The 14,034-nt window shown below is 56.8% G+C and carries 12 protein-coding genes; 9 read left to right on the forward strand and 3 right to left on the reverse strand.

The features are described from left to right. The first annotated feature begins 93 nt into the window (after positions 1-93). The 7 genes from KHU29_RS05415 to KHU29_RS05445 all read left to right on the forward strand — a co-directional run bounded on the left by KHU29_RS05415 (position 94) and on the right by KHU29_RS05445 (position 9,218). Positions 94-1,593: an FAD-linked oxidase C-terminal domain-containing protein gene (locus KHU29_RS05415; RefSeq protein WP_211451663.1), complete on the forward strand. Its 1,500-nt coding sequence runs from the start codon at positions 94-96 to the stop codon at positions 1,591-1,593. A gap of 19 nt (positions 1,594-1,612) precedes the next feature. After that, on the forward strand, positions 1,613-2,692 hold the full coding sequence (glcE, locus tag KHU29_RS05420) for a glycolate oxidase subunit GlcE (RefSeq protein WP_211451664.1): 1,080 nt from the start codon (positions 1,613-1,615) through the stop codon (positions 2,690-2,692). A 22-nt stretch (positions 2,693-2,714) separates the two neighbouring features. Further along, on the forward strand, positions 2,715-3,950 hold the full coding sequence (glcF, locus tag KHU29_RS05425) for a glycolate oxidase subunit GlcF (RefSeq protein WP_211451665.1): 1,236 nt from the start codon (positions 2,715-2,717) through the stop codon (positions 3,948-3,950). Between the two features lie 100 nt (positions 3,951-4,050). Further along, a complete protein-coding gene (locus tag KHU29_RS05430) occupies positions 4,051-4,839 on the forward strand; it encodes a DeoR/GlpR family DNA-binding transcription regulator (protein ID WP_211451666.1) in 789 nt (262 codons plus the stop codon). A 368-nt stretch (positions 4,840-5,207) separates the two neighbouring features. After that, positions 5,208-6,737 (forward strand): glycerol-3-phosphate dehydrogenase, encoded by a 1,530-nt coding sequence (glpD, locus tag KHU29_RS05435; RefSeq protein WP_343216031.1) that lies wholly within the window; start codon positions 5,208-5,210, stop codon positions 6,735-6,737. Between the two features lie 176 nt (positions 6,738-6,913). Continuing rightward, positions 6,914-8,410 carry a glycerol kinase GlpK gene (glpK, locus tag KHU29_RS05440; protein WP_211451667.1) on the forward strand — a complete coding sequence of 499 codons (1,497 nt, stop codon included), beginning with the start codon at positions 6,914-6,916 and terminating at the stop codon, positions 8,408-8,410. Positions 8,411-8,504: 94 nt separating this feature from the next. Beyond that, the gene (locus KHU29_RS05445; protein WP_211451668.1) at positions 8,505-9,218 is read left to right on the forward strand and encodes an MIP/aquaporin family protein; all 714 of its coding nucleotides are present in this window, start codon (positions 8,505-8,507) and stop codon (positions 9,216-9,218) included. A gap of 39 nt (positions 9,219-9,257) precedes the next feature. Here the strand turns inward: KHU29_RS05445 and KHU29_RS05450 are convergent, their stop codons facing one another. From KHU29_RS05450 to KHU29_RS05460, 3 genes are read right to left on the reverse strand one after another with little or no spacing between them, the layout of a single operon-like run. Then, positions 9,258-9,752, reverse strand: a complete 495-nt coding sequence (locus KHU29_RS05450) for a glutathione peroxidase (protein WP_211451669.1) — start codon at positions 9,750-9,752, stop codon at positions 9,258-9,260. Beyond that, positions 9,749-10,885: a PilT/PilU family type 4a pilus ATPase gene (locus KHU29_RS05455; RefSeq protein ID WP_211451670.1), complete on the reverse strand. Its 1,137-nt coding sequence runs from the start codon at positions 10,883-10,885 to the stop codon at positions 9,749-9,751. Before KHU29_RS05455 ends, KHU29_RS05450 begins: the two co-directional genes overlap by 4 nt. 39 nt (positions 10,886-10,924) lie before the next feature. After that, the gene (locus KHU29_RS05460; protein ID WP_211451671.1) at positions 10,925-11,968 is read right to left on the reverse strand and encodes a type IV pilus twitching motility protein PilT; all 1,044 of its coding nucleotides are present in this window, start codon (positions 11,966-11,968) and stop codon (positions 10,925-10,927) included. A gap of 297 nt (positions 11,969-12,265) precedes the next feature. Here KHU29_RS05460 and KHU29_RS05465 point away from each other — a divergent pair, with 297 nt between their 5' ends. Beyond that, positions 12,266-13,003, forward strand: coding sequence for a YggS family pyridoxal phosphate-dependent enzyme (locus KHU29_RS05465; RefSeq protein ID WP_211451672.1), 738 nt, complete (start codon positions 12,266-12,268; stop codon positions 13,001-13,003). A 7-nt stretch (positions 13,004-13,010) separates the two neighbouring features. Further along, positions 13,011-13,835: a pyrroline-5-carboxylate reductase gene (gene proC / locus KHU29_RS05470; protein ID WP_211451673.1), complete on the forward strand. Its 825-nt coding sequence runs from the start codon at positions 13,011-13,013 to the stop codon at positions 13,833-13,835. Positions 13,836-14,034 lie beyond the last annotated feature (199 nt).

The raw sequence follows: 14,034 nt of genomic DNA on the forward strand, positions 1-14,034 counted from the left end.
CATCCTGCAAAAAACACATTATCGCTATACTCGACAACAGAAATCACTCAGCCAGATAGCCAGTCAGTTACAGTCAGTTAATAGGGAAATAGCATGAATCTGCTCGCTTCAGCCGCCGCTGAATCTGCCTTTAGCCCGGCTCGTCAACAGCAGGTCGTCAGCGCATTGCGGGCGCTGCTGCCGGAGCATGCGTTGTTATCCAACCTGGAAGATACCCGGCCCTACGAATGCGACGGCCTGGCCGCCTATCGGCAAACGCCGATGGTGGTGGCGCTGCCAGAGAACGAGGCGCAGGTGGTCGCCATCCTCAAGGTTTGCCGCGATCTCAGGGTGCCCATCGTGCCACGCGGCGCCGGCACCGGTTTGTCCGGCGGCGCCATGCCGATTGCTGATGGCGTCGTCTTGTCCACCGCTAAATTTACCCGCATCGTCAAACTCGATCCCTATGCACGGACTGCAGTGGTGCAGCCGGGCGTGCGCAACCTGGCCATTTCGGAGGCTGCAGCTGCGCATGACCTGTACTACGCACCGGATCCGTCATCGCAGATCGCATGCACCATCGGCGGCAACGTTGCCGAGAATTCCGGCGGCGTGCACTGCCTGAAATACGGCCTGACCGTGCACAACGTGCTACGGGTACGGATGGTTACCATCGACGGCGAAGTGGTCGAACTTGGCAACGGCGCGCTGGATGCGCCTGGTCTCGATTTGCTTGCTGTCTTTGTCGGCTCGGAAGGCATGCTGGGCGTTGTCACTGAAGTTACTGTCAAGCTGATTCCCAAACCGCAGGCGGCAAGAGTCATCATGGCTTCGTTCGACGACGTCGTGAAGAGCGGCAATGCGGTGGCCAATGTGATTGCCGCCGGTATCATTCCGGCTGGCCTGGAGATGATGGACCGTACCAGCTCGCGCATGGTGGAACCCTTCGTCAAGGCTGGCTACGACATCGACGCCGCCGCCATCCTGCTATGCGAATCGGATGGCACCATCGAAGAAGTGGAAGAAGAAATCGGCCGCATGAGTGATGTGCTGAATGCCAGCGGCGCAACCCGTATCGAAGTATCTACCTCGGAAGCGGAGCGCTTGCGCTTCTGGTCGGGCCGCAAGAATGCCTTCCCCGCCGCCGGCCGCATTTCTCCCGATTACTACTGCATGGACGGCACCATTCCACGCAAGAACCTGGCGCAGGTATTGCTCGGGATCGAGCAGATGGAAAAAAAGTACGGCCTGCGTTGCGCCAACGTGTTCCATGCCGGCGACGGCAATCTGCATCCTTTGATTTTGTTCGATGCCAATGTGGCTGGTGAATTTCATCGGGCGGAAGAATTCGGCGCCGAGATTCTTGAACTGTGCGTTGCTGTCGGCGGCACTATCACCGGCGAACACGGTGTCGGTATCGAAAAAATAAATTCGATGTGCGTGCAATTTTCACCGCTGGAACGCGAAGCGTTTTTCAATGTCAAGCGCGCATTCGATACCGCATTCCTGCTGAATCCGGACAAGGCGATTCCGACTTTGCAACGCTGCGCAGAGTACGGCAAGATGCACGTTCAACGTGGCCAGTTGAAGTTTGCAGATCTGCCGCGTTTCTAATCAAAAGACAAAAGAAAATATGGACGCAGAATTGTTCAAACAGCAGGCCAAGGCGCACATACTCGCGGCCGGCGCAGAGCACCGGCCGCTGGAGATTCGCGGCGGCGGCAGCAAGAGCTGGTATGGCCAGCAAGTACAGGGCGAGCTACTTGATACGCGCGGGTACAGCGGCGTCATCGACTACGAGCCGACCGAACTGGTGATTACCGCGCGCTGCGGCACACCGCTGGCCGAGATCGAGGCGTTGCTGGCGCAGCACAATCAAATGCTGGCATTTGAACCGCCGCATTTTGGCAGTGCTGCCACGCTTGGCGGCACGGTCGCCAGCGGTTTGTCCGGGCCGTCACGGCAAGCGGTTGGCGCTTTGCGCGACTTTGTGTTGGGCGCGGTGCTGATGGACGGCAAGGGCGATGTCTTGCATTTCGGCGGCCAGGTCATGAAGAACGTGGCGGGGTACGATGTGTCGCGCTTGCTGGCCGGTTCGCTGGGTACGCTTGGCCTGATTCTCGAAGTTTCGTTGAAAGTATTGCCGCTTCCTGTCGCCAGCAGCAGCCGTCGTTTTGCCATGACCGAAGCCGACGCAATCCGCAGCCTGAATCAATGGGGTGGTTTACCCCTGCCGATTTCCGCCAGTTGCTGGCAGGATGGCATGCTGACGCTACGGTTGTCCGGCGCGCAGGCGGCGGTGAGCGCGGCAGAAAAAAATCTTGGTGGCGAGGCGGTTGCCGACGCCGATAATTTTTGGCATGCTATTCGTGAGCAGACACATTGTTTTTTTGCCACGGCAACTTCAGAGAAATCTTTGTGGCGATTGTCGCTGCCATCGACGACTACAGCACTGGCATTACCCGGCGATACTTTGATCGAATGGGGTGGGGCGCAACGCTGGCTGATAACGGATGCCGATACCGACCCGCAACTGATCCGCGCAGCAGCGGCGAATGCCGGCGGTCATGCAACGCTATATCGCAGCGCGGACAAGAGTGCCGGCGTGTTTCATCCGCTGGCGCCTGCGGTGGCCCAAATTCATCGGCGTTTGAAAGCCGGCTTCGATCCTTCGGCGATATTTAATATCGGCCGCATGTATCCGGACTTCTAACCAATTACCAACGAAGCAAGCCATGCAAACCAATCTAGCCGATTTCATCAAGAATACACGCGCCGGCAAGGAGGCCGATGCGATTTTGCGCGCCTGCGTGCATTGCGGATTTTGCACGGCCACTTGCCCCACTTATCAATTGCTGGGCGACGAACTGGACGGTCCGCGGGGACGCATCTATCTGATCAAGCAGGTGCTGGAAGGTGCGCCGGCAACCGCCAAGACGCAGTCCCATCTCGACCGTTGCCTGACTTGCCGCAATTGTGAATCGACTTGTCCCTCCGGTGTCGAATACGGCCGCCTGCTCGATATCGGCCGTAAGGTGGTCGAAGATCAGGTGCCGCGGCCGGTCGCGCAGCAATTGACGCGCCAGCTGCTGAAAGAATTTTTGCCGCGTCCGTGGCTGTTCAAGCCAGCCATGGCGGCGGGACAATTGCTGCGGCCTTTGCTGCCACGTAAATTGAAAAACAAGATTCCGGAAAAGCAGGAGGCGGGCCATCTCCCGCAACGCCAGCATGCGCGTAAGATGCTATTGCTGGAAGGCTGTGTGCAGCCTGCGATGTCGCCCAATATCAATCGCGCTGCGGCACGGGTTTTCGATGCACTCGAGGTGCAATTGCTGGTGGCGCCCAAGGCCGGCTGCTGCGGCGCGATTCGTTATCATCTGAACGACCAGGCCGGCGGCCTGGATGACATGCGGCGCAATATCGATGCATGGTGGCCGTACGTGATCGGTAGCAACGGAGCCGGCGTTGAAGCGATCGTCATGACCGCATCAGGCTGCGGCGTGACCGTAAAAGAATACGGTCATCTGCTGGCTGCGGACCCGCTCTATGCGGTGAAGGCAAAAGCCATTTCAGCCTTGACCAAGGACTTGAGCGAAATCCTGCCTGAATTTGAAATTGAACTGCAGCAAAAACTACGCGGGAAATTTCCGCAGCGAGTGGTTTATCATCCGCCTTGCACCTTGCAGCACGGCCAGCAAATCCGCGGCAAGGTGGAAGGCCTGCTGCGTGGCCTCGGCGTCGATGTGCAGTTGTGCGCCGACAGTCACTTGTGCTGCGGTTCGGCAGGTACTTATTCGGTATTGCAACCGGAACTGTCTTATCGCTTGCGCGATAACAAGCTGGAAAAATTGCAGGCAAGCCAGCCGGACATGATCGTCTCTGCCAATATCGGTTGCCTGACGCATTTGCAATCCGGTACGCAGACACCTGTCAAACATTGGATCGAACTGCTCGACCAGGCCTTGTCTTGAACAACTTGTGCAACGTGATGGCCAAATGACGAAATGGGATGTCGGCCCAAAGATGATTCATAATAAAAGTCTTTTATAAAAATCGCACGGGACAGGGTTCATGCCAGAGATTTCAACACTAAAGCTAAATGCACGCCAGCAGGAGTTGTTGAGTTATGTGCAACGTGATGGTTTCGTCACGGTGGAACATCTGGCCACGCGCTTCCAGATCACGCAGCAGACGATCCGGCGCGACATCAATTTGCTGGCGGAGATGAACCTGTTGCAGCGCTATCACGGCGGCGTCGGCCTGCCTTCCAGCGCCGAGAATATCGCCTACGGCGCACGGCAGGGTTTGTATTCGGAAGAAAAGCGCCGCATCGCCGCCTTGGTGGTGGAACATATTCCAGACCAGGCGACGCTTTTCATCAACCTCGGCACCACCAACGAAGAAGTCGCCAAAGCCCTGAGCCGGCGCCGCAATCTGCGCGTGATCACCAATAACCTGAACGTGGCAGCAATCATGAGCGGCTATCCGGGCTGCGAGGTGATCATCACCGGCGGCGTGGTCCGTGCCCGCGACTTGGGAATTACCGGCGAAGAGACCATCGATTTCATCCGCCGCTTCAAAGTCGATTTCGGCATCATCGGCATCTCCAGTATCGAAGCCGACGGTACGCTGCGCGATTTCGATTATCGCGAAGTGCGGGTTTCCGAAGCGATCATCGAGCATTCGCGCACCGTATTCCTGGTCGCCGATCATTCGAAATTCTGGCGGCCTGCGCTAGTGCGGCTTGGCGATATCTCGAAGGTCAATGCGCTGTTCACTGACCGGCCGGTGCCGCAAGAAATGGCGGGCATTTTCCAAGAAGCGAAAATCGATGTGTTTGTTGCAGAAAACGGTTCGTAGGGTGGGCACGTATGCCCACGCGTGAACTCCCACTACGTAAATCTCCCCCATTCTTGTCGCTTAAGCCGGCACTCCATCTATCACGGTAACGCGTGGGCATAGTGCCCACGCTACTGGACTGCGTCGGTCATTTCCCGATTATCTGGCTGAGATGGCCAGCATAGAAATTGTCTATAGACAATTAAGCTTATAGCTATCGAAAAATTTCTTTTAATAAATATAAACGATTATCAATGTTCGAATTCGAACAATATACTTTCGAATATAAATATTTTATGATGTGTAGTGACATTGCAGGCATACTATTTTGCCAAATGGCAACAATGGAATTGGTCCGATAAGCATGTTACCGACACAAGGAGATAGCTGTGGCATCAAGTGAAATTGTTGATTTGCTGGTAGTGGGCGGCGGCGTTAACGGCGCGGGGATTGCGCGCGACGCTGCGGGACGCGGGCTGAGCGTGTTGCTTTGCGAGCAGGACGATCTGGCGTCGCACACCTCGTCGGCCAGCACCAAATTGATTCACGGCGGCCTGCGCTATCTGGAGCACTACGAATTCAGCCTGGTTCGCAAGGCGCTGCAAGAACGTGAGCGCTTACTGCGCCTGGCGCCGCATATCATCGCGCCGTTGCGTTTCGTGATGCCGCATGTGTCGCACTTGCGGCCGGCCTGGATGATACGCGCCGGGATGTTTTTATACGATAACCTCGCCAAGCGTGAATTGCTGGCTGGCTCCCGCATTATCGATTTTCGCAAGCACGTCGCCGGCGCGCCGCTGAAAAAAAACTTGACCAAAGGTTTTGTCTATTCCGACGCAGCGGTGCAAGATGCGCGTCTGGTGGTTCTCAACGCGATGGACGCCAAGGAACGTGGCGCCACCATCCTGACGAAAACCCGCCTGGTCGAAGCCAAGCGGGGCCAGCAATACTGGGACGCCACCTTGCAGTCGACCTTGACCGGCGAGACCACGGAAATCAAGGCGCGTTGTGTCGTCAACGCCGCCGGCCCTTGGGTCGCCAGTTTGCTCAGTGGCGCCTTGCATACTTCAGCGCAGCACCATATCCGCCTGGTCAAAGGCAGCCATATCGTCACCAAGCGTTTGTTCGATCACGATCACGCGTACATCTTCCAGAATCCCGACAAGCGCATCGTCTTTGCGATTCCTTACGAAACCGATTTCACCCTGATCGGCACCACCGATGTCGAATACAGCGGCGATCCGGCCAAGGTTGCAATTTCCGATGAAGAAACCGCTTACCTGTGCGAATCGGTCAGCCGATATTTCGAGGTGGCGGTGACGCCTTCGCAGGTGGTCTGGTCCTATGCCGGCGTGCGGCCATTGCTGGAAGAAGAAATCGCCAACCCGTCCGCAGTCACGCGCGACTACCGCCTGGAGTTGAAAGCCGAAGAAGGACAGGCGCCGGTGCTGTCGGTGTTCGGTGGAAAAATAACCACGTACCGGCGCCTGGCGGAAGAAGCCATGGAGCATTTACAACCCGTGTTCGGTTATATGAAAGCGCATTGGACTGCCGACGAAGCGCTGCCTGGCGGCGATATCGCCAATGCCGATTTTGCAGAGTTCCGGCGTATTTTCCAGCAACGCCACGCATGGCTGCCGACCTCCCTGGCGGCGCGTTACGCGCGCACCTACGGCACCCGTGCCGCGCGCTTGCTGGCCGGGATTCACGACGTCGCTGGATTGGGTGAATTGTTCGGTGCGGATTTATACGAAGCGGAAGTGCGCTATCTGATGCACAACGAATGGGCGCTGACCGCGGACGATATCCTGTGGCGCCGTTCCAAGCTGGGATTGCGGTTTGACGCAGTTGCCGTCGATCGTTTGAATAGCTGGCTGGAGCAGCAGCAAGTGCCAGCGCCGGCCGCCATGCGCGCATGAAGTTTTGCCCGATCAGGTTTTAGTGCAGCTGCTCGGTAGTTACATTCAGTAGTTACATTCAGTAGCTACATCAAGTAGTTACGTCGGAAGATAGAAAAGACGGATCCGGAATCGTCTCCGGGTCAAAGTCACCCCCGGTCCGCGCAAGCGGATTCACCAACCTTGGAGTAGACAAGTTGAAAGACAAATACATTTTAGCCCTGGATCAAGGGACTACCAGCTCGCGCGCCATCCTGTTCGACCGTCAAGGCAACATCGTTTCTTCAGCACAGAAAGAATTCCGCCAGATCTATCCGCAACCGGGCTGGGTTGAACATGACCCGCAGGAAATCTGGTCGACCCAGGTTGGCGTCGCGGCCGAGGCCTCGACCAACATCGGTTTGAACGGCACTTCGATTGCCGCCATCGGCATTACCAACCAGCGTGAAACTACCGTAGTCTGGGACCGCGAAACCGGCAAGGCTGTGTATAACGCCATCGTCTGGCAAGACCGTCGCACCGCCGCATTTTGCGATCAGCTGAAAGCCGACGGACTGGGAGAAACCATCCGCGCCAAGACTGGTTTGCTGGTGGATTCCTATTTCTCCGCCACCAAGATCCGCTGGATACTGAAGAACGTCGAAGGCGCGCAACAGCTGGCCGATGAAGGGCGTCTGGCGTTCGGCACCATCGATACCTGGCTGGTATGGAACATGACACGCGGCAAACTGCATCTGACCGATGTGTCGAATGCTTCGCGCACCATGCTGTTCAATATCCACACCATGCAATGGGATGACGAACTGCTCGAGATCATGGGCGTGCCGCGCAGCATGCTGCCGGAAGTACGTTCCTCCAGCGAAGTTTACGGTCATACCGAAGTTTCCGGTTTCGGCTCTGAAATTCCTCTGGCCGGGATTGCAGGCGACCAGCAGGCAGCCTTGTTCGGCCAGATGTGCACCCAGCCCGGCATGGTCAAGAATACCTATGGCACCGGCTGCTTCATGGTGATGAATACCGGCACCAAGCCGATCATCTCGAAAAACAATCTGCTGACCACGGTCGCCTGGAAAATCGGCAACGAGGTTAACTACGCGCTGGAAGGCAGCATCTTCATCGGCGGCGCAGTGGTGCAATGGTTGCGTGATGGTCTTGGCATCATCAAGACTTCCACCGAAATCGAAGCCCTGGCGCGCAGCGTCAAAAGCAGCGACGGCGTGTATCTGGTGCCGGCCTTTGCCGGCCTCGGCGCACCGCATTGGAATCCGCATGCACGCGGCACCATCTTCGGCATCACCCGTGGCACCACGTCTGCGCACTACGCGCGGGCCGCGCTCGACAGCATCGCCTATCAGACCATGGATGTGTTGAAAGCGATGGAAGCCGATGCCGGCATCGTGATTCCGGAACTGCGGGTCGACGGTGGCGCCACTGCCAACAATTTGCTGATGCAATTCCAGTCCGACATTCTGGGCGTGGATGTAGTGCGGCCGAAAGTGACGGAAACCACCGCACTGGGCGCGGCCTATCTGGCTGGCCTGGCGGTCGGCTACTGGAGCAGCACCGACGATGTGCAAGGCCAGTGGCAACTCGACCAGCGCTTCAAGCCGGCGCTGCCCGCAGAAGAAGTGAAGGCCAGCATCAAAGGCTGGCAGCGGGCGATTGCAGCGGCGACGGTCTGGGCAGATTCCTGAACGCCAGCCGGTAGCTGACACTGTAGATAAAAAAGAATAGAGCGCAGATCAGAATCTGCGCTCCTCTCACTTCCTATTTCCGAAAGAGTTTGTCATGACGCCCTTTTTAGCTGAATTCGTGGGCACCGCCCTGATTGTCTTGCTTGGCAACGGTGTGGTTGCCAACGTTCTCTTGAGTAAAACCCACGGCAACGGCAGCGGCCTGATTGTGATTACCGTCGGCTGGGCGATGGCGGTATTTGTCGGGGTTTTCGTTGCGGCTTCATCCAGCGGCGCGCATCTTAACCCGGCGGTAACGCTGGCGCTGGCAGTAGCCGGCAAGTTTGCCTGGGGCAGCGTGCCGGCCTACATCCTGTCGCAGATGTTGGGCGGGATGACGGGTGCTTTCCTGGTGTGGCTGGTGTATCGCAGCCACTTTGCTGAGACATCGGACAGTAATCTTAAGCTGGCGGCATTTTGCACAGCTCCTGCGATTCGCAATACCTTCGGCAATGTGGTTTCCGAAGTGGTCGGTACGTTCGTGCTGGTCTATTGCGTATTGAATATCGCTTCGCCGACGATGGGACTGGGCGCACTGGATGCCTTGCCGGTAGCCTTGCTGGTGATGAGTATCGGCGTCTCTTTAGGCGGCACCACCGGCTATGCGATCAATCCGGCCCGTGACCTGGGGCCGCGCTTGATGCACGCATTGCTGCCGATCCCGGGTAAGCGCGATAGCGATTGGGGTTATGCATTGGTACCGGTGGTAGGTTCGATAACAGGCGGCGTGTTGGCAGCGCTGGTGTACGGCCTGCAAATGGCGCACTGATGAGGTCGTCGATGCCGCCTGCCGGCGGCATCGACATGTTTATTTCGCCAGCAATTTCTCAATATCCGCGACCAGGCCTTCGGGCTTGGTCTGTGGTGCAAAGCGGTCCACCACGGCACCGTCCTTACCCACCAGGAATTTGGTGAAATTCCATTTGATGCCTTCGCTGCCAAGCAAGCCCGGCGCCGCGTTTTTGAGGTACTGGTAAAGCGGCGCTGCGTGATCGCCGTTGACGTCGATCTTCTCGAACAAGGGAAACGTGACGCCGTAGTTTTTCTCGCAGAAAGCGCCGATTTCGTCAGCGGTTCCCGGTTCCTGGGCACCGAACTGATTGCACGGGAAGCCCAGTACTTCGAAACCCTGGTCATGGTACTTTTGATAAATCTCTTCCAGCCCCTTGTACTGCGGTGTGAAGCCGCAATTGCTGGCAGTATTGACGATCAGCAACACCTTGCCACGGAAGGCTGCCAGTGAGCTGGACGCGCCGTCTAGTTGATTGACGGTGAAATCATAAATACTGGTGTCGGTAGTCATACAATCCCCAGATGTTCAGTGCCGGCAGCCAGGTCGCGGTCTTTTGAGTCCTTGCTGCGCAGCTTGATGGAAAGTCGCAAATCGTTAACCGAATCGGCGTTACGCAACGCGTCTTCGTAACTGATTTTATCCTCTTCATACAAATCGAACAGTGCCTGGTCGAAAGTCTGCATGCCGAGCTCGCGCGACTTCTTCATGATTTCCTTGATCTCATGGACATCGCCCTTGAAAATCAGGTCGGAAATCAGAGGTGAATTCAGCAGGATTTCTACCGCCACGCAGCGCCCCTTGACGGTTTTCAGCGGGATCAGCCGTTGCGAGATGATGCCCTTCAGATTCAGCGACAGATCCATCAGCAATTGCGGCCGTCTTTCTTCCGGGAAGAAGTTGATGATGCGGTCCAGCGCCTGGTTGGCGCTGTTGGCATGCAAGGTGGCCAGGCACAGGTGGCCGGTTTCGGCAAAGGCGATAGCGTAATCCATTGTCTCGCGATCACGGATTTCGCCGATCAGGATCACGTCAGGAGCCTGGCGCAGGGTGTTTTTCAACGCCACGCCCCAGCTATCGGTATCTACCCCGATTTCACGCTGGGTGACGATGCAATTCTTGTGCGGGTGGACATATTCAACCGGGTCTTCGATGGTGATGATATGGCCGTAGCTGTTTTCATTACGATAGCCGACCATCGCGGCCAGCGTGGTCGATTTGCCTGAACCGGTAGCGCCAACCATGATCACCAGGCCGCGTTTGGTCATGGCGATTTCCTTTAGCGTAGGCGGCAAGCCAAGGTCTTCGAATTTAGGGATATCGGTGGTGATGGTGCGCAGTACCATGCCGACCCGGCCTTGCTGGATAAAGGCCGACGCGCGAAAGCGCCCCAGTCCGGCGGGACTGATGGCGAAATTGCATTCCTTGGTTTCCTCGAAATCAGCCGCCTGCTTGTCGCTCATGATGGCGCGCGCCAGTTCCAAAGTATGGATGGATGTCAGCGCCTGGTTCGACACCGGCGTGATTTTTCCGTCGATCTTGAACGCAGGCGGGAAGTCTGCGGTAATGAACAGATCGGAACCACGCTTGCTGACCATCAGGCGTAGCAAGTCGTGCATGAATTTGGTAGCTTGATCTCTTTCCATGATTCTTATCCTAATGTATTTGCAGATTAAGCCTGGCGACTAGCCTGGGAAATTATCCGGTGTCTTGGCTGCAGCACGAGCGCTAGCCAGCGAGATCACATTGCGCTTGACCAGGTCGGTCAGGTTGCTGTCGAGAGTTTGCATGCCCATGTTACTGCCGGTCTGGATCGCCGAATACATCTGTGCAATCTTGCTTTCGCGGATCAGGTTGCGGATCGCCGGCGTACCCAGCATGATTTCATGGGCGGCTACGCGGCCGGAGCCGTCCTTGGTTTTGAGCAGGCTTTGAGAGATCACTGCTTGCAGCGATTCCGACAACATGGCGCGCACCATTTCTTTTTCTTCGCCCGGGAACACGTCGACGATACGGTCGATGGTCTTGGCGGCGGAAGAGGTGTGCAGCGTACCGAATACCAAGTGACCGGTTTCGGCCGCTGTCAGCGCCAGCCGGATGGTTTCCAGGTCGCGTAATTCGCCGACCAGGATGACGTCCGGATCTTCCCGCAATGCCGAACGCAGCGCATTACTGAACGAATGGGTATGCGGTCCGACTTCGCGCTGGTTGATCAGGCACTTATTCGATTGATGGACGAATTCGATAGGATCCTCGATGGTCAGGATATGCGCGTATTCATTTTCGTTGACGTGGTTGACCATGGCCGCCAGCGTGGTCGATTTGCCGGAACCGGTCGGGCCGGTAACCAGTACCAGGCCGCGCGGCTTCAGCGCCAACTCGGCAAAGATGCGCGGCGCGTTGAGTTGTTCCAATGTCAGGACGGTCGATGGAATGGTCCGCAACACGGCGGCAGCGCCGCGATCCTGGTTGAAGGCATTGACGCGGAACCGTGCCAGGCCGGGGATTTCAAACGAAAAATCGCATTCCAGATGTTCTTCGTATGCCTTGCGCTGGCCATCGTTCATGATGTCATAGATCATGGAATGCACATCTTTGTGCTCCAATGGCGGCAGGTTGATACGGCGCACATCGCCATGAACCCGGATCATCGGCGGCAAGCCTGCGGATAGATGCAAATCGGATGCCTTATTCTTCACCGAAAAAGCCAGAAGTTCGGAAATGTCCATTTATAATCCCTGTGCTGTATTTTGTTTGTTGAAAGGCATTTTTTTCTGCCCAGGCACTGTTTGTCAGTTGTTTGCCAGACCAGCCTGGCCATCGTAGCGCAGTGCTTCGCAAATAATGAAACTTCATAAACGGCGTCTTTTCGCGCCAGGCGTCGTTGCAAATCCTCGCGATAGTCTAGCTATCACTCCGGTTTGCGCCTAGCCTGACACAAAAATCCACCATTTCTGAAGCCCCATTACTTACGAAGCACTACACTAGTTAGTAGTTCTTTACGGCAATTTTCAAACTCTCCGATTATGTCCTTAATGTCCCACAAGTTGCAAGCCGTCCATCGCAGTATTCAGGCTGCGGCTGCTGCGGTGTCGCGCCGGCCTGACAGTGTCGCATTGCTGGCGGTGTCCAAAACCTTCGGCGCCGAGATGGTGCTGGAAGCGATTGCCGCCGGCCAGCGTGCTTTCGGTGAAAACTACCTGCAGGAGGCGCTGGCGAAAATGGCGGCAGTCGACCTGGCGCTCAAGTCCGGACCGGATGCCGGTGCTGATGTCTTGCTGGAATGGCATTTTATCGGGCCGATTCAAAGCAACAAGACGCGCGCCATCGCCGAGCATTTCGACTGGGTGCATACGGTCGACCGCGAAAAAATCGCCCAGCGTCTGTCGCAGCAACGGCCGCCACAGTTGGCGCCGTTGAATATCTGCCTGCAAGTGAATATCAGCGGCGAAGCGAGCAAAAGCGGCATGGCGCCGTCGGAAGTACTGGATGTTGCGCGCGCCGTGGCGGGATTGCCCGGGCTGATATTACGCGGCTTGATGGCGATACCGGAGCCAACCGACGATCAACAGAAACAACATGCGGCATTTCGCCAGACCAGGGAATTGCTGACGCAGCTGCAACAGGAACTGGCAACACCGCAACTGGATACCCTGTCGATGGGAATGTCGGCAGACATGGCGGTGGCGATTGAAGAAGGCGCTACTATCGTGCGCGTGGGCAGCGCAATTTTTGGGCAACGTGAACCGAATGTGAACAGATAAGGCAATCATGAACAGCAAACTAAAAATCAGTTTCATCGGCGGTGGCAATATGGCGGCGGCCTTGATCGGCGGCTTGGCCGGCAAGGTCACCGAGGGCGCAAACATCCATGTGATCGACCTGAACCCGGAAGCCTTGCAAAATCTTGCGCAGCGGTTTGGCGTCAGCACGGCAACCGAAATCGATGCGGCGGTGAGCGCCAGCGAAGTGATCGTGCTGGCGGTCAAGCCTCAGCAAATGAAGGAAGTGGTGGCCAAATTGCGGCCGCATGTCACGACCCAGCTGGTGTTGTCGATTGCAGCCGGGATTCGCGCCGTCGATCTGGCGCGCTGGTTGGGCGGTCACGATGCCATCGTACGGTGCATGCCGAATACGCCGGCGCTGATCGGCCAGGGAATCACCGGGATGGTCGCCACCGCCGGGGTATCGGAAGAACAACGCGAAACCGCCGATCTTATCTTGCGCGCGGTGGGCAGCACGGTGTGGCTGGATGACGAAGCGAAGATCGATGCGGTAACGGCGGTATCCGGCAGCGGCCCGGCGTATGTGTTTTATTTTATCGAAGCGATGCAGCAGGCGGCACAGGAACTGGGTTTGACTGCGCAACAGGGCATCGAACTGGCCAAGGCCACGTTCGTCGGCGCGGCGCAACTTGCGGCGCAATCTTCTGAGCCGGTATCCTTATTGCGTGAACGTGTCACTTCCAAGGGTGGTACCACTTATGCTGCGTTGACCAGCATGGAGACTGCTGACGTGAAGGGGGCGATCATCATGGCTATCAAGGCGGCCGCAGCGCGCGGACAGGAATTGGGCGACGAGTTCGGACGCGATTAATTATTGGTTGTGTAGGGTGGGCAAGTTTTTTTGCCCACGCGGTGCCGAGATAGATATGGCGGTGAATTTGAGGTCACGCGTGGGCAGAAAAACTTGCCCACCCTATAAAAAACAGCGGCAATCGCATCGCGACTGCCGCTGTTTTTTTGCCGCCGACAAGCCGTATTCCGGCTCTCGTCAGTTTTTCAGTTTTCAGATT

It is taken from the genome of Collimonas antrihumi (genome assembly GCF_018304965.1).
GTDB classification, from domain to species: domain Bacteria; phylum Pseudomonadota; class Gammaproteobacteria; order Burkholderiales; family Burkholderiaceae_D; genus Collimonas; species Collimonas antrihumi.

Bases quoted from the DNA above. Each gene is read 5' to 3' on its own strand.
- KHU29_RS05415 (WP_211451663.1), top strand. From the start codon at position 94: ATGAATCTGCTCGCTTCAGCCGCCGCTGAATCTGCCTTTAGCCCGGCT.
- glcE (WP_211451664.1), top strand. From the start codon at position 1,613: ATGGACGCAGAATTGTTCAAACAGCAGGCCAAGGCGCACATACTCGCG.
- glcF (WP_211451665.1), top strand. From the start codon at position 2,715: ATGCAAACCAATCTAGCCGATTTCATCAAGAATACACGCGCCGGCAAG.
- KHU29_RS05430 (WP_211451666.1), top strand. From the start codon at position 4,051: ATGCCAGAGATTTCAACACTAAAGCTAAATGCACGCCAGCAGGAGTTG.
- KHU29_RS05445 (WP_211451668.1), top strand. From the start codon at position 8,505: ATGACGCCCTTTTTAGCTGAATTCGTGGGCACCGCCCTGATTGTCTTG.
- KHU29_RS05450 (WP_211451669.1), bottom strand. From the start codon at position 9,752: ATGACTACCGACACCAGTATTTATGATTTCACCGTCAATCAACTAGAC.
- KHU29_RS05455 (WP_211451670.1), bottom strand. From the start codon at position 10,885: ATGGAAAGAGATCAAGCTACCAAATTCATGCACGACTTGCTACGCCTG.
- KHU29_RS05460 (WP_211451671.1), bottom strand. From the start codon at position 11,968: ATGGACATTTCCGAACTTCTGGCTTTTTCGGTGAAGAATAAGGCATCC.
- KHU29_RS05465 (WP_211451672.1), top strand. From the start codon at position 12,266: ATGTCCTTAATGTCCCACAAGTTGCAAGCCGTCCATCGCAGTATTCAG.
- proC (WP_211451673.1), top strand. From the start codon at position 13,011: ATGAACAGCAAACTAAAAATCAGTTTCATCGGCGGTGGCAATATGGCG.